Below are 18,041 nucleotides of genomic sequence, written 5' to 3'. Positions count from 1 at the left end.
CTAATGCCTATTAAAGTTAACTTACCTGTAAAGACGCCTAAGATAATTAAGCGTCTTTACAGTAATTATATATGGGATAAGAAAACTAAAAACTCTACGCAAAAGACACTTTACCTAACCTTTGATGATGGTCCTATTCCACAAGTCACTCCGTGGGTTTTACAAACCTTAGAAAATTTTAATGCACAAGCTAGTTTTTTCTGTATAGGAGACAACATTGTAAAGCATCCAGATATATTCAATTTACTTATTAAGAGTGATCACACTATAGGCAATCATACATTTAACCATCTTAATGGTTGGAAAACAAATAATGAAGATTATCTAACAAATATTACTAAGACTGAAAAGTTACTAACCCAAAAGCTTGCCCAGAATCAATTATTCTTTAGACCTCCTTACGGAAAAATTAAAAAAAGACAGGCTAATAGATTAATTGAGAAAAACTACCAAATCGTAATGTATGATGTTATTGCTTACGACTGGGACAGCACTATAGATAAAAATAAATGTTTAGATAATGTACTTAGTCATACTGAAGATGGCAGCATTATAGTTTTTCACGATAGCTTAAAAGCTGAAAATAATATGAAGTATGCGCTGCCTCGTGTTCTAGAGCATTTTTCAAATAAAGGATATATATTTAAAGGGCTTTAAACAAATTTCTGCACAATAGAAATTAAAGAATTGGCATCAAGCTCTCCGCTTTGCCTCCACTTCATCTCTCCTTTTTTATAAATCACTAATGTAGGCAAGCCCTTTATTCTAAGAGCTTCAGCTAACTCAGGATTTTTATCAACGTCAATTTTTACAACCTTTACTCTATCACCTAATGCCGCAGCCACGTCACGTAGAATAGCGTGCATGGTAGTGGATTGTTCATTCCATTCTGTATAGAAATCGATTAAAACAGGAATTTGTAAATCTATGAGTGCTCCAAATTTTGACATACCTCATGCTCTTTTAGTTGAATAAATATAAGGTTTAAAAGCAAATTATGCCCAATCACTCCATTTTTTAGATTAATTAACTAATAGATTATAACTGGTAACCAAGAATTGATTGGGTGTGGCAGATGTATTTCTTTCAACATAGATCTCAATAAAGTCTGTGGGATTAACGGTAACTGTACCTAAAATAGAAAGCCCTTGACGACCATTTGTATCAGTAATATCGTAAACAACTTCAGTGCCCGGTACAAGGACTCCATTTTTATGAATAGAAAAAGTTACACGCATCCCCGCAATTGCTGTAAAAGAAATAGATCCAAAAACATTTAGAGATCTGGTTTTTTTTCCTTGATAGATAATTTTATTAGAATTAGCATCAGTAGATGTTCTAAATAATCTTGTTGATAATGTACTAACGGGTAGCTTAATTCTATTTCCGTTATTTAAAGTTACAACAGAGGATGTTTCGTAATAAAGATTACCTGTAGCTTCATTATCAGATTCTACAGCGATACCAGGACAATTTACAGTCCAGTCATTTGTGAAGTTATATCCTATATAAGACCCTGAGGTATATCCCAGGATATAAGCATTAGTGGAGTTGCCTGAAAAAACAGTTCCTAACATTACAGCACTACCAGTAGCCGGCAGTATAGGGTTAGAACTCACATCAAATGCAGTTGCTGAACCAGCAACAGTACTAAAGCCACTTACTTTCTCAATAAGCCCAAAAGATCCAGTTAATTTCTCGTAAGTACCCCTGTTCGAATTCAGCCAGGCTTGATTGTTTAATAATAAGTTCCCGATATTGGAATAGGTTATTCCATTTGTATTACCTACAAATTGAACAATATTAGAAAAGAGAAGACCCAGACCAGAAATGGATCCCACACTGGTAGTCATCCCATTTACAATGGTATTTTGAATTAATAGTGACTCTGAGGATGCAATACCAGGACCTGCAATTTCGAAAGCTTTTGAACCGCTCAGAGTAACATTACGTATACTCCCTCCAAATCCACCCTTGAAGACAACCCCTCCGGTAAATTTTAATATATCTTCTGCTGCATCTAAGCCCGATAAATATGCGCCATTGAGATTTATTGAATTTGTTAATATAATCTCACCATTAATTTCGTAAAAAGTATCTTCATCCAAAGTAATTACACCTCCCGAAGCCGCTGGAAAATCTGATTGACTTTTAACTAAAACATAATTATCACGTTTCTCCTGGGTTTGAAGTTCTGACCAAGATGAAGATTTAAAATAATATAACGCAGATTCATCTGTGTCATATACAATAAGACCATTTGCAGGATTGCTTATTGCATTACGTTGGGCTGTTGTCATTCTAGGAGTCAACAAGCCTTGAGATTCAGACTTTAATTCTAATAATGCCGATGCATCCGGACTTGCTGTGCCTATGCCTACTTGCGAGAAACACACAGTATTTACCATTAGAAAAATAAAGGAAGCTAAATTTCTATAAAACATATCTCAAAATTTGATACTATTAAGATATGTATTTTATAGATTAATATGCTCCTTTAAAGGAAATTATTAATGCAATTAATTTAAAGGAGTAAGAATAATCCTTCATTTAATAACGTTTATTTATTCTTTTTAAGCTTGATAACTGTAACCTCTGGCCAGATCCCAACTCTTCCCGGATAGCCTAAATATCCAAATCCCCTATTCACATTGAGCACCCGGTTACCTTCTTTGTAAATCCCGGCCCAATTTTCATATCTATATTGAACGGGACTCCACCTAATCCATCCCGGAATTTCTATCCCAAATTGCATTCCGTGAGTATGACCACTTAAAGTAAGTTGGTAATTTTTAGAATCTTTTTTAAGACGTTCTGCCCAATAAGAAGGATCGTGACTCATTAAAATCTTAAAATCACCGCTTGACAATCCTGCAGAAGCCTTATCAATATCTCCCACTTGCTTAAAACCAGTCCCCCAGTTCTCAACTCCTACTAAAGCAATTTTTTGTTCACCTCGTGTTATAAATTTATGCTCATTCAATAGCAATTGCCATCCCATTTCGGCTTCAAGGGTTTTCAGACTTTCTAAATTTGCGGACTTTGCAGCTTGAGAACTCCAGTCTGCATAATCTCCATAATCATGATTACCCAGTACAGAGTAAACACCGTCTTTAGCTTTCAGTGATGAAAATAATCCTGTCCAAGGTTTCATCTCACTTGCAAAATTGTTTACTAGATCTCCTGTAAAAAGAATGACATCACTTTCTTGCTCATTAATTAAGTCGATACCATATTTAATTTTACTCGCATCATCAAAACTGCCACTATGAATATCACTTATTTGAGTAATTTGATAGCCGTCAAATGCTTCAGGCAGATCATCAAATTCTAAGGTATAGGAAAGCACTCTATATCTATATTTACCTTTATACATTCCGTAGATTAAAGAAGCAAAAGGTATTGCAGCAATTCCGAGCGCTATCGCACTTACAAATTTTCGGCGGGAAGGCATTTCATAAGTAGTAGATTCACCAAATAGCGAATTGAATATACTTAGTATAAAACGAACGATATCTTCTCCAAATAAAACTACTATGAGAATTAGTTTAGGAACAAATAAAACTAAAAACCAACCAATAATATACATTTCACGAGAGGCTATACCGGTTGATCTATCCATATTAGAAAGCGTATAAATAAATACAAGTAATACTGCAATAGATATAAAAATGTAAATACCTGCTAGCCAGAAATTCTTCGAAAGAGTTCTGAAGGCCTGAAAAGCATATAAATCGATTAAGATGTAAAGTAGAATAAATATTAACCAGCGCATATTGTTGAAAATAAGACGGCAATATTATGAAAGCTATCTCCTAATTATTATAATGAAATCTTATTTTTAGAAAATAAACCAGTTTATTTTATTTATAATAGATATTATTCATGAAGCGTCGCAACTTTATTGCCACTACCAGCCTAAATACAATCGCCATTACTTTGGGATTAACAAGCATCGCCAGAGGAAAAGATTATAAATTAAACTCAAAAACGATTATTGAAAAACCTATGAAAGAACATGCAGTTGCTATTTGTACCTGGGAATTTACTAAAGCCAATGCCGTGGCCGGCGAACTTCTGGATAAAGGATATGAAGCAATAGATGCAGTAATTGCAGGAGTAGCTGTGGAGGAGGAAAATATTAAAAATACAACTGTAGGTAAAGGAGGCTCCCCAGATCGAGAAGGGAATGTAACATTAGATGCGTGCGTAATGGATCACACTGGTAGCTGCGGAGCGGTGATGTGTGTAGAAAATATTACAAATGTTGCTGCTCTTGCTCGCGAGATAATGAACAAAACGCCCCATGTAATTCTTACAGGCAAAGGAGCTGAAGACTTTGCCTTGAAAAATGGATTTAATGCTGAAAAATTGTTAACCCCAGAATCTGAAGAGGCTTGGCAAGAATGGTTAAAAACATCTGATTATAAACCGCTGATTAATATTGAAAATCACGATACCATAGGAATGCTCGCCTTAGACAAAAAAGGAAATATTTCTGGAGCGTGTACTACTTCTGGACTTGCGTATAAAATGAAAGGCCGTGTAGGAGACAGTCCTATTATAGGCAGCGGTCTATTTATTGACAATGAGATAGGAGGTGCTGCTGCTACCGGAATGGGTGAAGAAGTCATCAAAACTGTGGGTAGCTTTTTAATTGTCGAACTTATGCGCAACGGAATGAGTCCGCAAGAAGCCTGTGAAGAAGCAATAAGAAGAATAGTATCTAAAAATCCCAATCATGTAAATTTTCAGGTTGCCTATATTGCAATTAACAAAAAAGGTGAAACAGGAAGTTATTGCATTCACCCAGGATTTAAAATGATGCAATATAAAAATCAAGAAAATAAAGCTATCACTACTAATAGCTATCTAAGAAATTAAAATTAAGAGCAATATTTAAATGTTTTTAATTAATAAAAAAATACTTTAGTTTTGTTTCAAGCTTTTAAAGCAAAAAATATTTAAGACTGTTGTAATTGACTTGTAATAATCAATTATGATTTGGGGTGAAAGCCAGCTCTCGAGCTGGCTTTCTTTATTTCCAATAATTAGGAATAGAAAACATCAAATCTCCCAGAAAAAATGGGATGGTGAGCGAGGTTACACGACAACTTGATGTAGTTATAACTCTAGTAACCGAAGTGAAGCGTTTTATAATAGCCTTTCTGGCTTTCTTTATTTCCAATAATTAGGAATATAAAAACTTTAATTCTCCAAGAAAAAATGGGGTGGTGAGCGAGGTTACACGACCACTTGATGCAGTTATAACTCTAGTAACCGAAGCGAAGTGTTTTATAATAGCCTTTCAGGCTTTCTTTATTTCCAATAATTAGTAATAAAAACTTCAAATCTTTAAAAAAAAGGAGTGTGAGCGAGGTTAAACGACAACTTGATGTAGTTATAACTCTAGTAACCGAAGCGAAGTATTAGACTCCCATAAAAGCTAAGTAAATCAAGCCTCGGAAGTCTAAAATTATTTCAGATACATACAATTATACTGATAGTCGATAATTGCCTTGCCTAATTTTAACACATCAGCACCAATAATTCCACTTACTGGCTTCGCATCATGATTAATGAGCGCTTGGTTTACGTGTGATAAATCAAATAAAACAATTGAAATATTTTTTGTTTTCCAAGGACCTATTTCGATTAGATTATCTTGAGCAATTTGTGTAAGCATATCAATCGCCCCTGCTCCGGCAGCCTTGACCTCACTATCTTTTGCATATAATTTAAAACGCTCGAGATCTTCAAAACCTATGCACGTATTTGAAGCTCCGGTATCTAGTATAAATTCACCAGAAACTCCATTAATTGTAGCTTCAAATTTGAGATGTCCTGTGCCTACCGGTGAAAGCGGAATTCGCTTATATTTTTTCTTTTTCAGAAACTGCCAAAGTGAAATCATAATAAATGCTAAGTGGCCAAACTTAGAGTAAATAAAACACTTGAATTTTAAATTTTTAATAAAGTTTGCGTCTGCTAACAGCTAATTTTTAAATTTACCGCATATGTTTATAGACACTCATACCCACCTTTACAGCGAATCTTTTGACGAAGATCGCGATATAATGATTGCTAGAGCACAGGAGCTGCACATTACAGATTTTGTTCTTCCGGCTATTGATTCTACCTACACTGCAAAGATGTGGGACTTAAAAGAAAGGTATCCAGAATCTATGCATGTAATGGTGGGATTACATCCTACCCATGTCAAACCAGAAAGTCTAGCAGATGAACTTTGTCACATAGAAAATGAACTGGCTTTAAGAAAACATATTGCTATAGGTGAAATAGGTGTAGACTTATATTGGGATAAATCAACAAAAGAGATTCAAAAAGATGCCTTTGCTCAACAAATACAATGGGCTAAGCAATACGATTTACCTATAGTTATACATTGTAGAGATGCTTTTAATGAAGTATTTGAGGTACTTGAAAAGGAAAAAAATGATCGTTTAAGAGGGATATTTCATTGCTTTACCGGTACTAAAGAGGATGCACTGCGAGCGATAGATTTTAACTTAATGCTCGGAATTGGAGGCGTTGTAACATTTAAGAATGGTAAAATAGATACGTTCTTAAATGAAATAGATATCAAGCATATTGTACTGGAAACAGATGCTCCTTACTTAGCTCCTACTCCATATCGTGGAAAGCGAAACGAGAGTAGTTATCTGGTTGAAGTAGCAGATAAGCTTTCAAAAATTTATAATATTTCAATTGCTGAAGTAGGAGAAATTACTACAAATAATGCCAAAAAAATATTTAACCTTGACTGATCAATAAAATATTTTGTTCTTTTACGATCAACCTAAAAAATAATTTGTGTCAAAATTTGACTCCATAAGACCTTATGACGATTCTGAAGTTCACGAAGCACTTCAGACCCATTATCGTCACCCTATGTTTCAGGCATTGTTACAATTTACATTTCCTGAAAAGTCACTGCGGGAAATAAAAGAAATTATTAACGAATGCCACTCTATATATGACTTTCAAAGTAAAATCATTTATAAGTCTGTTCAAAAAATTATGGAGAAAAGCACGGATGGTTTTTCTACCTCAGGGTTTGAACATTTAAATAAAGAGCAATCCTATTTTTATCTATCAAATCATCGGGATATAATTTTAGATACCTCATTTATAAATGTGGCACTTTATGATAATGATTTGGTGATGACCGCTTCTGCGATCGGTGATAATCTGGTTCAAAAGCCTTTTTTAATGGCTCTTGCGCGACTTAATAGAAGTTTCTTAGTGCAGCGCAGTCTTTCTCCTAGAGAAATGTTGTTGAGTTCAAAAAATCTTTCAGAATACGTGGCCCATGTACTTGGTACAAATAACCAATCGATCTGGATGGCTCAACGCGAAGGTAGAACTAAAGATGGTAGTGATAAGACACAACAAGGCGTTTTAAAAATGATAGGAATGGCTCGTGGAGATCAAGCCGTAATTCCATTTCTCAAAGACCTTAATATAAGACCAGTTGCAATATCTTATGAGTTTGACCCTACAGATATTCTTAAAGTACCAGAACTAATTGCTAAAAGTGAGGATATTGTATATGTCAAAAGTAACAATGAGGATTTTAATAGCATACTAAGAGGCGCATTAGGTTATAAGAAAAGAGTTCATATTGCCACCGGCAAATTAGATGGAAGTGTATTTGATGAAATCGATTCTAGAGATTTATCTGATAATGATAAGCTTCAAGAACTTGCCAAGTATATAGACAAGGAAATTTACAGGATCTATAAATTATGGCCGTCTAATTATATAGCATACGACTTATATCACGGGACAGATACCTATTCCTATACGTATACAGAAAAAGACAAAAGAGCATTTGAAAGAAGGTTAGAACGCAGAGTTGATGCGGCTAGCGAAATAGCAAGAGAAAGCTTTCTGTTAATGTATGCAAATCCAGTAATAAATAAACTTAAAAGTCTTGAGTAAACCATCAAAAATTCTTCTAATATATACTGGAGGAACCATTGGTATGATCAAAGATTTTGAAACGGGAGCTTTAAAATCTTTTGATTTTAATGATCTTCTTAATAAAATTCCAGAATTACGCCTTCTAGAGTGTGAGATTGAAACTATCAGTTTTGAAAAGCCAATAGATAGTTCAAATATGAATCCACAGCTTTGGTCTGAGCTATGTACTATAATTGAAGATCATTATAGCGCAATAGACGGTTTTGTAATTCTTCATGGGAGTGATACGATGAGTTATACAGCATCGGCATTAAGTTTTATGTTAGAAAACTTAGCAAAACCTGTAATTCTCACCGGCTCTCAACTTCCTATAGGAGATTTACGAACTGACGCTAAAGAAAATTTAATCACGGCGATACAAATTGCGGCACTTAAGAAAAGAGGTAGATCATATATCACCGAAGTGGGGCTTTATTTTGAATATAAACTTTATAGAGGAAATAGGAGCTCAAAAATAAGTGCAGAACATTTTGAAGCTTTTAAGTCTCCTAACTATCCTCCACTCGTAACTTCTGGTGTTCATCTTACAATTGAAGACGAAAAACTGCTTCCATATACACGCAAAAAGTTAAAAATTCATAAAGAATTAACTACAGATATCTTAGTTGTTCACTTATATCCGGGAATAAATGAAACATTGCTCTCAGACACATTTGAAAAATTGACGTATAGTGGAGTAATTATAATGACTTTTGGCGCTGGAAATGGCACAACAGAAGCTTGGTTTATAGATTTATTGAAAAAAATTATTGACCGAGGAATACCTCTTGTTAACATTACCCAATGCAAATGGGGAAGTGTTCAAATGGGTAATTATGAGACCAGTACGGAACTGAAGGAGCTGGGTGTGATCTCTGGTAAAGACATTACTATAGAAGCAGCCATAACCAAAATGATGTATCTCAATAGTCAAAATTTGGCTCCAAAGGTCTTTAAGACTATATTTGAAACTTCACTAAGAGGAGAAATGAGTTAATAAGAAATTATTATTATTTTGATTCTTCCTTTTGGGATTTGACATATTTTTTGTTATTTGGCAGCCTGTCAAAACTGGTTCGGCGCGACAAATTAAAGAGAGGTGGCCGAGCGGTCGAAGGCGCACGCCTGGAAAGCGTGTATACGCCAAAAGCGTATCGAGGGTTCGAATCCCTTCCTCTCTGCTATTTTTTAATATTTGAATAATTAATTTTATATCTTTATCCTTTACTAACTAAATTTTTAAGATCAAAAGCAATGAAAAGAGTATTTTCTATTCTAGTAATCACAGCTGTAATCGCTTTAGGCAATCTTACAGTTCAAGCAAATACTGCCTCTTTAATGTCTGTTAACGCAACAGTATTATCTGCAGTACAAGATGAAGCTCCAGAAGAGGCTGCAGCCGCAGACACTGATGAAGAGTCTACATCATTCACTCAAGAATTAAAGAAACGTTTTATAGAAGGGGGTGCATCATTTATGGGTATCGTTCTTTTATGTCTTATTTTAGGTCTTGCGATTGCAATTGAACGTATTATTTACTTAAACCTTGCTAGCACAAACACTGCTAAATTAGCTCAAGATGTAGAAGATGCATTGAACAGCGGTGGTATTGAAGCTGCTAAAGACGTTTGTAGAAATACAAGAGGTCCGGTTGCATCTATTTACTATCAAGGTTTGGACCGTGTTGATGAAGGAGTTGATGCTGCTGAAAAAGCTGTAGTAGCTTATGGTGGTGTTCAAATGGGACTTTTAGAGAAAAATGTATCTTGGGTTTCTTTATTTATCGCACTAGCACCGATGCTTGGTTTCATGGGTACAGTAATTGGTATGATTGACGCATTTGATAAGATTGAAGCTGCTGGTGACATGAACCCTTCTCTTGTGGCTGGTGGTATTAAAGTTGCACTTTTAACAACCGTATTTGGTCTTATTGTTGCGATTATACTTCAAGTTTTTTATAATTATATCATCGCTAAAATTGACAGCATTGTTAATGATATGGAAGACGCTTCAATCACATTGATTGACATGCTTGTACGGTACAAGAAGTAATAATCATTTTAATTACATAACTAAATTATGTTACATAAAATTTTAAAAATTGTCGCACTGATCCTTTCTATTCTTGGAGCTGTATGGCTAGTTAGAATTCTGATTACTGGAGATACAGCTATTATAGATTCACCAGAATTACAGAACTCACTTGTTACCCCATTTATATATATTGCCTATACAGCATTTGCAGTAGCACTTGTATTTGTTGTGATTTTTGTTGTAAAAAATATTTTTACCGGAGGCTCATCTCTTAAAGGAACCCTAATCGGTTTGGGAGCATTCTTAGCAATCATATTAATTTCTTATGTCCTAGCTTCTGGTGAAGAAACTCCTTTACGAGATGGTGGTAGTTTATCTGCCAGCGCTTCAAGATGGGTAGAAGCAGGTATTTATGCTTTTTACATCTTGGCAGTGGTCGCTATCGGTGCAATGGTATTTTCAGGTGTTAAGAAATTAGCTAAATAAAACTTAATTATGGCAAAGAGATCAGCTCCAGAAGTAAATGCAGGTTCGATGGCAGATATTGCCTTCTTACTTCTTATTTTCTTTCTGGTTACAACTACAATTGAAACAGACAGTGGTATAAGTCGTAAATTACCTCCGGAACTTGATGAAAACCAACCTCCTCCGCCGGTAATTAAAATGCGAAATCTTTTTACTGTTGTTGTAAATAGTAATAATGATTTACTTGTAGAAGATGAATTGATGGATCTTGAAGATTTGAGAGCAGCAGCTGTTGAATTTTTAGATAACGGTGCTGAAGATTGTAGCTATTGCCAAGGTGCAAAAGCTGAAAATTCTTCAACAAATCCCACCAAAGCAATTATCTCACTTGTGAATAATCGTGGAACATCATACAAGAGATATATTGCAGTACAAAATGAACTTGTTGCTGCTTATAATCAATTACGTGATCGTGAGGCGATGAATAGATACGGAGAAACATTTATATCGATGGAAAATCGCTTTAATGATGCTCGTACTAGTCAAGCTGTAAAAGACAAGCTTAAACCTAAATTAGAGATAATTAAGGAGTTATATCCAGAGAAGCTTTCTGAAGCAGAACCTAAGTAAATATAATATTTAACACAATTCACTATGTCTAAGTTTAATAAGAAAAAAGGAGGTGAACTACCGGCTATTTCTACGGCTTCATTGCCAGATATAGTTTTTATGTTGCTGTTCTTCTTCATGGTTGCTACTGTAATGCGAGATCAAACCTTAATGGTTAAAAATAATCTGCCAACTGCAGACCAAGTTGAAAAACTTGATAAGAAAGATCTGGTTATGTATATCTATGCTGGTGAACCAATAGATCGCTATCAAGCTACATATGGTACTTCTGCAAAAATTCAGTTGAATGATAAGATTTCAAATGTTAATCAGATTCAAGATTTTATTTATCAAGAAAGAGCGAGTAAACGTGAAGAACTTGTACCCTTCTTAACTACAGCTTTAAAAGTTGATGGAGAAAGTAAAATGGGTCTTATCTCAGATATAAAGCAAGAACTTAGAAGTGCTAATGCACTTAAAATTAATTACGTTACTAAGTCTGGTGACGCAGTTAAGAGCAATCAATAAGATGTATTAGATTTTCATTTCTTTTATAATAAAAAAACGCCCTGATTTTTCAGGGCGTTTTTTTATTATAATCAATATAATTAGATCAAATTTGATATCTGATTAATAATTTAATTTTCCTTGAGATGGGTTATAGCAAAACCACAAAACAAAAAATACTCCTTATCGCTATTACTTGTTTGACAATATTTACTGGTCAGTCACAGGATTCTCTAGCCGTTGAGGTGGACAGCCTGAAAATTGACACAAAATACAGAGAGGATCAATTCTATTTAGGAGTAACATTTAATCTATTAACCAATAAACCAACTAGCCTATCTCAAAATGGTTTTAGTGGGGGTTTGCACCTTGGTTACATAAGGGATATGCCACTCAATTCTCAACGCAATATTGCACTTGGTGTTGGAGCCGGCTTTTCTATGAACACTTATAATCAAAATTTATTTGTAGGTGAAGACACACAGAATCAATCAATATTTAATATAATTGACTCAAGTGTCGATTATGATAAGAATTGGCTTTCTACTTATCTTGTAGAAATGCCCATACATCTTCGTTGGCGCACCTCTACAGCAGCAAACTATAAATTCTGGAGAGTTTACACAGGATTACAGTTAGGCTATGTATATGCTTATAAATTTAATTTTGAAGAAACAGGCAATCAAGTCGTGCAAACCGATGTTCCTGAGTTTGACAGATATCGCCTAGGACTAACATTTACCTTTGGATATGATACATTCAATTTTCACTTCTATTATAACCTAAATCCATTTTTTAAGGATGGTACTCTAGTTAATGGAGAGGCACTAGAGCTTAATAGCTTTAAACTCGGTTTGATGTTTTATATATTATAAAAATAAAATACAATCAACTGCGGAAGCCCACCTACTAATATGCCAACAATCAATTCGTGCATACTATGGGCTTTGAATTGTAACCGTGATGCTGCTGTACAACCAATAGCAATAATGAGTAAGGAAATAATTTCCAGATAATTTGTAGTATATACCATACTCAGCGCTATAATAAAAGAAAGCACTCCGCTCACACCCACCATATGTAAACTGGCTTTGTATTTAAAGAGACTAAAAATTAACGCTAGTCCTGATGCAATAAGAATTCCCAAAAAGAATAAGTATAGTTCTGGAAACTCATAACCATTAATTATTACGGTTACTATTAAGATTGTTATACCTATTTGACATATCAATGGTATTCTTCTTTCCTTGACATCACTTAATTCTTTTGAGGATACCAGATTTATACTTTCAAGAAGGAAATAAAAAAGGATGGGTACAATAAGCGTTAAAATACTTATGGCAAATATTTTTGCATACATAAACGACTCCGGTATGAATTTAGGAGTTATTGCAAAATAAATAACTACACCCAGCAGTGGCATAAACAAAGGGTGCATTAGATATGAAAAACTACGTAGGATAAATTTCATTTAAATTTCCTTGCGTAAACGTGCCACTGGCACATCTAACTGTTCTCTATACTTCGCAACTGTACGTCTGGCGATTGGATACCCTTTATCTTTCAAGATCTTGGCCAGCTTATCATCAGTTAATGGTTTACGTTTATCTTCATCTTGAATCGTCATTTCAAGGATTTTCTTAATCTCCCGTGTTGACACCTCTTCACCTTGATCATTTGTCATACTCTCACTAAAGAACTCTTTAATCAACTTTGTTCCGTAGGGAGTATCAACATATTTAGAATTTGCGACCCGAGATACAGTCGAAACATCCATTCCTATCTCATCTGCAATATCTTTTAAGATCATTGGCCGCAAATTACGCTCATCGCCTGTCAAGAAAAACTCTTCCTGATAGTTCATAATAGCGCTCATAGTTACAAACAAGGTTTGTTGCCGTTGTTTAATCGCCTCTATAAACCACTTTGCAGCATCTAGTTTCTGCTTAATAAACATCACAGCATCTTTCTGAGATTTACTCTTTTCAGAAGCATCCTTGTACCCCTTAAGCATATTTGTATATTCTCTAGAAACGTGCATCTCTGGCGCATTGCGTCCATTCAAGGTAAGTTCGAGTTGCCCATCACGGATACGTATTTCAAAATCAGGAATAACGTGCTCAACAACCTTAGTATTCCCAGCATAGGATCCGCCGGGTTTAGGATTCAAATGTTCAATTTCATCAATAGCACCCCTTAGCTGATCTTCAGTAATATCAAATTTAGATAGTAGTTTTTGATAGTGTTTTTTACTGAAGTGATCAAAAGCATTTGTCAATATCGATATCGCTAGTGCAACAGATTCAGTTTCATCCTTTCGCTTTAGTTGAATTAATAAGCATTCTTCTACACTACGCGCACCAACACCTGATGGATCGAGATTTTGAACTATTTTTAAAATTTTCTCAAGAGTTTGTTCGTCTGTATAAATGTTTTGTGTGAATGCTAAGTCATCTAATAAATCAAGTAAATCTCTTCTTAGGTATCCACTATCATCTATACTACCTATTAAGAATTCAGCGATCTCCATTTGCTCTTGATCGAGACGATAGGTATGCAGTTGAGACATCAAATGTTGCGTGAAAGAAGTCCCAGACGCGTAAGGAACCTGGCGCTCTTCATCATCACTACTATAATTATTAGTATTTAGTCTATAACTTGGAACCTCATCGTCAGACAAGTAGTCATCTACATTAATTTCTGTCTCAATTTTTTCAGATTCAAAATCATCATCCCCGCTATTATCAAATTCCTCATACTCATCCTTAGCTTCTTCCTTACCGTTATCAAGTGCAGGATTTTCTTCAAGCTCTTGTTTTACGCGTTGCTCGAAGGCCTGCGTAGGTAATTGTATTAGCTTCATCAGCTGAATTTGCTGTGGAGAAAGCTTCTGGGAAAGTTTAAAATTTAATTGTTGTTTAAGCATATAGATTATCGAAACAGTTCTTACAAAAATAGAAAAATGCTCCTTGTAAAAAGTAAGAATATTTTGTTAAGACTTTAACTAAAAAATCTATATCACAAAAGAGTATGGTTATGGAGTGAAGATATTATTTTTAATAGCGTGAATTACCAGACCAGTACGATTTTTAAGGCCCAACTTATGAAATACAGATTCTCTGTAACCTTCTATAGTTTTAGGACTCAGAAACATTTTTGCAGCAATTTCTTTATAGGTCATTTCGGTACAAGCATGTTTAATAAATTCAATCTCTCGATCCTTAAGCACAACTTCTTCTTCTAAAGAAGTTTCAGATTTTTGAATAAGGCGTTCTACGGTATTAGTATAATAGAATCCAAAATTTATCACCTCATTTAAAGCCTGCTCTAAAATACTTTTTCGAGTATCTTTTAATAAATAACCTTTAGCTCCAGAACGTATCATTTGCATAACTACTTGTTCATCCTCTTCTATTGAAAGTGCCAGGACTTTAATATTTGGGTGATGCTTCGTTAAATATTTTGTAGTCTCTACCCCACCCATCACAGGCATCTTAACATCCATTAAAACAATATCTGGAATTTGAGCATTAGTTGAATTTAGATAATTTAATAATTCTTTACCATTGACTGAAATATTAACAACCTCAAAATTTTCAAATTGTCTTACTAAACCTGCAATGGCTTCAGACAGTAATGTGTGATCGTCTACTAATGCTACTTTATACATAGTTAATCTAATGGATATATTAATTTTAATTGCGTGCCTGCTCCTGGTATTGAGTTTATTCTCACGTGTGCATTTATCAAATTTGCTCTTTTATCTATATTACTAAGACCTATTCCATTCCTAACAACCTTTTCAGAATCAAATCCTACACCGTCATCGTGAGCAATAATTTCTAAAGAATCAGCTTTAAAATGTACCGAAAGTTTAAGGTTGGCTGCCTTCGAATGTTTCATCGTATTAGTAATAAATTCCTGTACGATTCTAAATAAAACTATTTCTGCCTGCGAATCAATAACTACAGGATCACCCAATAACTCATATTCTGCAGATAAAAATTTAAGCCTGTTGAATCGAGCAACTTCCATCTCCAGAGACTTTATGAGCGATTGCCCATTTATAGCTTCAGGATTAATAGATTTTGACAAGGCTCTAAGCTCATTTAAGCCTGTCCCTATCGTTTCTGCAACTTCAAGCATTTCTTCCCCACCTTCTATGTTTTGCGCTTTAATTTTTGCTAATGTGAGTAACTGGCCTATATTATCGTGCAATTCCCAACTAATGTTGCGCAGGGTTTCTTCTCTAATTTCAATTTGAGTTTCTGCAATTGCTTTTTCAAATCGTTTTTCAGCTTCTATTTGTTCTCGAAGCAAACTATTTTTTCGTTTCATAAATACCGAAAAAAGCACAAATACAATTATAGCAAGCAAAAATAAAACTAACAAAACGACAAGGATGACGAGTTGCAATGTTGATTGATCCATACTTTTAATAATTATAAATTTTAGTATTCTTAATACGATACGAACCGAAAGTAAAAACAACAGATTTAATTGATGCCACACCAAAAATTATTTTACGTTTCATTTCAAAATAATAAACATAGTCTAAATCTAAGTAGCTTAACCGCCCTCGTAAAACTTCAGAAACAGGGAGATTAACTACTGTAAAATTGAAAGCTCCACACCTAAATGCATATAATTGATATCATTGCCTTTTGCAAGCAGCTTCTTATTTATAATTTAATAAAATACAGCATTAAAACTAGTCGTGATGAGAACTTTCCCGACCGTTCTGAGTTGCGCCAGCTGTCTTGCTTACCATCGATATGCGCATAAAATCAATGAGTAAATTTCTACTATTTATTTATAATAGTTAATTCTGCCATCAATATCTAATACTCAGTCTCGTATATGCAATCGTATAAATAGCTCTCAAATGCTAAATAGCAACTCTTCATCTTATACAAGTTGAGGACGCTCAGCACGATAAAAACCATAAGCAAAAATAGAATACATTAAACACCCTACAGCAAAACCTACATTACGTATTAGTTCAAAAAATGAAGCTAATGTTGGGTTTTCCGCTTTAAGATTCATCCATCCTATTAAGGTTACCACTAAAACAGGTAATTGAATCACGATATATATTAAAAGACCAAAGCCTAAATAGATTAGAAAATCATTTTTAATAACTGTAAAACCAAAGTAATTAATGATTTCAATAAAATTCAAAAGCACCAGAATTAATATTAAAAAATCCCCTACCACTAAAGAAAATAAAGAAAAACTTATCCAAATATCTGAAGTCGCAAGAAAATAGATATAAATCAATAACCAGCTCATAAATAATAAGATAGTTACTTTTTTAAAGATAGGAGATTTTAGAATCTTATAATACACATAAAAGATCATAAGAAAATAGATCAAATCATGAATATTGAAAAAGATGGTATTCGCCTGCTCAGTATGAACAAAATAAAAGGCCGCTAACAGTTCATTAAGAAAATTGTAGCCTAAATAAAGAATAACCCAAATAATAGGAGTACCACTAAATTTTCTCCAGTAAATTACTCCAATTATGAAGGGCAAAAGTTCAAAAGGTAATAAAATACTCATATATAAATCTTCTGTAAGAAAATTTAAATACTTGCTCCAAATAGACTCCATCTCTAAACTATTCAAATTCTTCTTTTGAACACCTTATTGAAAATCTCCTCCAGTTAAAGGTGGTGGAGGTCTTAATGTACCGTGATTTCCAGACATCGATTCAATCGTCTCATCATCTTCTAATTTGTTCATCCCTTTTTTAGGACTTAAAACGTCACCTACCATTACGGCTCTTTTTTTACCATCTACACCCGTAACAATTGCATAGCTCACCGTGTCTTTGGTTCCATCTGCAAGAGTAAATTCTGTCGCCGGATTTAAGAAAACAGTAGCTCTCCCCTTTTTATTTTTTTGTTTATAAGTGTCTTTGTATTTACCAAAATATATACGCATTTCCACTATATCTACATTCGCAGAATCTGCTTGCTGTTCTATATATGCCATATACTCTTTAAGCTGCTTATAGGGCATCGTAACCGCACGAGTTGCTTTTTTATAATTCGCATCTTCTTTTGGTATTGTATCTCCTTCTTCCGTGAGGTTTTCTGCAAGTTCGATTAAGGCTACACGACTGTTTCCATAATTTTTGTATAAGGAATCTGCAGCTGCTATAGGAATAATATTAGCCGGAGCTCCCTGCACAGGAGTTTCCTGCTCATCACAGTTGCACGATTTTTCTTCACAAGAAGTAATTAATAAAGTAGCAAAAAATGCAATTGCCAGTAAAGTAATTCTTTTCATTGGGTAATTGGTTTTTGGTTAGATAGCTGTAAAATAGACATCTTTTAATTCTTAAGGAAAATAACCTTAAAAAAAGGGTGTTTATCCCCGACATTAAATAGTACTAAAAGGCACAAAAAAACCCGATTTAAAAATCGGGTTTT

The 18,041-nt window shown here is 34.3% G+C and carries 20 protein-coding genes and 1 tRNA gene; 11 read left to right on the top strand and 10 right to left on the bottom strand.

Going from position 1 to position 18,041, the window contains the following annotated elements; genetic code table 11:
- The first annotated feature begins 3 nt into the window (after positions 1-3).
- On the top strand, positions 4-657 hold the full coding sequence (locus tag ABVM53_RS08560; protein ID WP_405325116.1) for a polysaccharide deacetylase family protein: 654 nt from the start codon (positions 4-6) through the stop codon (positions 655-657).
- On the opposite strand, the gene ABVM53_RS08555 is transcribed toward ABVM53_RS08560, so the two are convergent.
- The 3 genes from ABVM53_RS08555 to ABVM53_RS08545 form a co-directional block, all read right to left on the bottom strand.
- Positions 654-950: a thioredoxin family protein gene (locus ABVM53_RS08555; RefSeq protein ID WP_371455161.1), complete on the bottom strand. Its 297-nt coding sequence runs from the start codon at positions 948-950 to the stop codon at positions 654-656. The two genes, ABVM53_RS08560 and ABVM53_RS08555, sit on opposite strands and share 4 nt — an antisense overlap.
- Before the next feature lie 72 nt (positions 951-1,022).
- Positions 1,023-2,444 carry a hypothetical protein gene (locus ABVM53_RS08550; protein WP_405325113.1) on the bottom strand — a complete coding sequence of 474 codons (1,422 nt, stop codon included), beginning with the start codon at positions 2,442-2,444 and terminating at the stop codon, positions 1,023-1,025.
- A gap of 116 nt (positions 2,445-2,560) precedes the next feature.
- The gene (locus ABVM53_RS08545; protein ID WP_405325110.1) at positions 2,561-3,775 is read right to left on the bottom strand and encodes a metallophosphoesterase; all 1,215 of its coding nucleotides are present in this window, start codon (positions 3,773-3,775) and stop codon (positions 2,561-2,563) included.
- A 110-nt stretch (positions 3,776-3,885) separates the two neighbouring features.
- Between ABVM53_RS08545 and ABVM53_RS08540 the strand changes: the two genes are divergently transcribed.
- Complete coding sequence (locus ABVM53_RS08540) at positions 3,886-4,884, top strand: isoaspartyl peptidase/L-asparaginase family protein (protein ID WP_405325107.1); 999 nt, start codon at positions 3,886-3,888, stop codon at positions 4,882-4,884.
- Between the two features lie 592 nt (positions 4,885-5,476).
- On the opposite strand, the gene ABVM53_RS08535 is transcribed toward ABVM53_RS08540, so the two are convergent.
- Complete coding sequence (locus ABVM53_RS08535; RefSeq protein ID WP_128756366.1) at positions 5,477-5,914, bottom strand: retropepsin-like aspartic protease; 438 nt, start codon at positions 5,912-5,914, stop codon at positions 5,477-5,479.
- 103 nt (positions 5,915-6,017) lie between these two features.
- Here ABVM53_RS08535 and ABVM53_RS08530 point away from each other — a divergent pair, with 103 nt between their 5' ends.
- The 9 genes from ABVM53_RS08530 to ABVM53_RS08490 all read left to right on the top strand — a co-directional run bounded on the left by ABVM53_RS08530 (position 6,018) and on the right by ABVM53_RS08490 (position 12,476).
- Entirely contained in the window at positions 6,018-6,788 is a 771-nt protein-coding gene (locus tag ABVM53_RS08530; RefSeq protein ID WP_405325103.1) for a TatD family hydrolase, read from the top strand.
- Positions 6,789-6,834: 46 nt separating this feature from the next.
- The gene (locus ABVM53_RS08525; protein ID WP_405325100.1) at positions 6,835-7,965 is read left to right on the top strand and encodes a 1-acyl-sn-glycerol-3-phosphate acyltransferase; all 1,131 of its coding nucleotides are present in this window, start codon (positions 6,835-6,837) and stop codon (positions 7,963-7,965) included.
- Positions 7,958-8,983, top strand: coding sequence for an asparaginase (locus ABVM53_RS08520; protein WP_405325097.1), 1,026 nt, complete (start codon positions 7,958-7,960; stop codon positions 8,981-8,983). Before ABVM53_RS08525 ends, ABVM53_RS08520 begins: the two co-directional genes overlap by 8 nt.
- Before the next feature lie 96 nt (positions 8,984-9,079).
- Positions 9,080-9,167: transfer RNA gene (locus ABVM53_RS08515), tRNA-Ser, on the top strand.
- 73 nt (positions 9,168-9,240) lie between these two features.
- Positions 9,241-10,038 (top strand): MotA/TolQ/ExbB proton channel family protein, encoded by a 798-nt coding sequence (locus tag ABVM53_RS08510; RefSeq protein WP_405325094.1) that lies wholly within the window; start codon positions 9,241-9,243, stop codon positions 10,036-10,038.
- A 27-nt stretch (positions 10,039-10,065) separates the two neighbouring features.
- A complete protein-coding gene (locus ABVM53_RS08505; protein ID WP_405325091.1) occupies positions 10,066-10,506 on the top strand; it encodes a hypothetical protein in 441 nt (146 codons plus the stop codon).
- 9 nt (positions 10,507-10,515) lie between these two features.
- Positions 10,516-11,115 carry an ExbD/TolR family protein gene (locus ABVM53_RS08500; RefSeq protein ID WP_405325089.1) on the top strand — a complete coding sequence of 200 codons (600 nt, stop codon included), beginning with the start codon at positions 10,516-10,518 and terminating at the stop codon, positions 11,113-11,115.
- 24 nt (positions 11,116-11,139) lie between these two features.
- Positions 11,140-11,622, top strand: coding sequence for an ExbD/TolR family protein (locus ABVM53_RS08495; protein WP_405325086.1), 483 nt, complete (start codon positions 11,140-11,142; stop codon positions 11,620-11,622).
- A gap of 125 nt (positions 11,623-11,747) precedes the next feature.
- The gene (locus tag ABVM53_RS08490) at positions 11,748-12,476 is read left to right on the top strand and encodes a porin family protein (RefSeq protein WP_405325084.1); all 729 of its coding nucleotides are present in this window, start codon (positions 11,748-11,750) and stop codon (positions 12,474-12,476) included.
- Here the strand turns inward: ABVM53_RS08490 and ABVM53_RS08485 are convergent.
- The 6 genes from ABVM53_RS08485 to ABVM53_RS08460 form a co-directional block, all read right to left on the bottom strand.
- On the bottom strand, positions 12,464-13,072 hold the full coding sequence (locus ABVM53_RS08485) for a hypothetical protein (RefSeq protein ID WP_405325081.1): 609 nt from the start codon (positions 13,070-13,072) through the stop codon (positions 12,464-12,466). The genes ABVM53_RS08490 and ABVM53_RS08485 overlap by 13 nt on opposite strands.
- Positions 13,073-14,527 carry an RNA polymerase factor sigma-54 gene (gene rpoN / locus ABVM53_RS08480; protein ID WP_405325078.1) on the bottom strand — a complete coding sequence of 485 codons (1,455 nt, stop codon included), beginning with the start codon at positions 14,525-14,527 and terminating at the stop codon, positions 13,073-13,075.
- Between the two features lie 108 nt (positions 14,528-14,635).
- Positions 14,636-15,271 (bottom strand): response regulator, encoded by a 636-nt coding sequence (locus ABVM53_RS08475; RefSeq protein WP_405325075.1) that lies wholly within the window; start codon positions 15,269-15,271, stop codon positions 14,636-14,638.
- Positions 15,272-15,273: 2 nt separating this feature from the next.
- Positions 15,274-16,032: a sensor histidine kinase gene (locus ABVM53_RS08470; protein WP_405325072.1), complete on the bottom strand. Its 759-nt coding sequence runs from the start codon at positions 16,030-16,032 to the stop codon at positions 15,274-15,276.
- A gap of 477 nt (positions 16,033-16,509) precedes the next feature.
- On the bottom strand, positions 16,510-17,232 hold the full coding sequence (locus ABVM53_RS08465) for a hypothetical protein (RefSeq protein ID WP_405325069.1): 723 nt from the start codon (positions 17,230-17,232) through the stop codon (positions 16,510-16,512).
- Positions 17,233-17,250: 18 nt separating this feature from the next.
- Entirely contained in the window at positions 17,251-17,898 is a 648-nt protein-coding gene (locus ABVM53_RS08460; RefSeq protein ID WP_405325067.1) for a hypothetical protein, read from the bottom strand.
- Between the last annotated feature and the right edge of the window lie 143 nt (positions 17,899-18,041).

Source organism: Leeuwenhoekiella sp. LLG6367-2.1 (assembly GCF_045055775.1).
GTDB lineage: Bacteria > Bacteroidota > Bacteroidia > Flavobacteriales > Flavobacteriaceae > Leeuwenhoekiella > Leeuwenhoekiella aequorea.
Note: the sequence above shows the minus strand (reverse complement) of the source record. Positions and strands in the feature narration are given on the sequence as shown.

Coding starts and splice junctions, on each gene's coding strand:
- ABVM53_RS08560 (WP_405325116.1), top strand. CDS start 4: ATGCCTATTAAAGTTAACTTACCTGTAAAGACGCCTAAGATAATTAAG.
- ABVM53_RS08555 (WP_371455161.1), bottom strand. CDS start 950: ATGTCAAAATTTGGAGCACTCATAGATTTACAAATTCCTGTTTTAATC.
- ABVM53_RS08550 (WP_405325113.1), bottom strand. CDS start 2,444: ATGTTTTATAGAAATTTAGCTTCCTTTATTTTTCTAATGGTAAATACT.
- ABVM53_RS08545 (WP_405325110.1), bottom strand. CDS start 3,775: ATGCGCTGGTTAATATTTATTCTACTTTACATCTTAATCGATTTATAT.
- ABVM53_RS08540 (WP_405325107.1), top strand. CDS start 3,886: ATGAAGCGTCGCAACTTTATTGCCACTACCAGCCTAAATACAATCGCC.
- ABVM53_RS08535 (WP_128756366.1), bottom strand. CDS start 5,914: ATGATTTCACTTTGGCAGTTTCTGAAAAAGAAAAAATATAAGCGAATT.
- ABVM53_RS08530 (WP_405325103.1), top strand. CDS start 6,018: ATGTTTATAGACACTCATACCCACCTTTACAGCGAATCTTTTGACGAA.
- ABVM53_RS08510 (WP_405325094.1), top strand. CDS start 9,241: ATGAAAAGAGTATTTTCTATTCTAGTAATCACAGCTGTAATCGCTTTA.
- ABVM53_RS08505 (WP_405325091.1), top strand. CDS start 10,066: ATGTTACATAAAATTTTAAAAATTGTCGCACTGATCCTTTCTATTCTT.
- ABVM53_RS08500 (WP_405325089.1), top strand. CDS start 10,516: ATGGCAAAGAGATCAGCTCCAGAAGTAAATGCAGGTTCGATGGCAGAT.
- ABVM53_RS08495 (WP_405325086.1), top strand. CDS start 11,140: ATGTCTAAGTTTAATAAGAAAAAAGGAGGTGAACTACCGGCTATTTCT.
- ABVM53_RS08490 (WP_405325084.1), top strand. CDS start 11,748: ATGGGTTATAGCAAAACCACAAAACAAAAAATACTCCTTATCGCTATT.
- ABVM53_RS08485 (WP_405325081.1), bottom strand. CDS start 13,072: ATGAAATTTATCCTACGTAGTTTTTCATATCTAATGCACCCTTTGTTT.
- rpoN (WP_405325078.1), bottom strand. CDS start 14,527: ATGCTTAAACAACAATTAAATTTTAAACTTTCCCAGAAGCTTTCTCCA.
- ABVM53_RS08475 (WP_405325075.1), bottom strand. CDS start 15,271: ATGTATAAAGTAGCATTAGTAGACGATCACACATTACTGTCTGAAGCC.
- ABVM53_RS08470 (WP_405325072.1), bottom strand. CDS start 16,032: ATGGATCAATCAACATTGCAACTCGTCATCCTTGTCGTTTTGTTAGTT.
- ABVM53_RS08460 (WP_405325067.1), bottom strand. CDS start 17,898: ATGAAAAGAATTACTTTACTGGCAATTGCATTTTTTGCTACTTTATTA.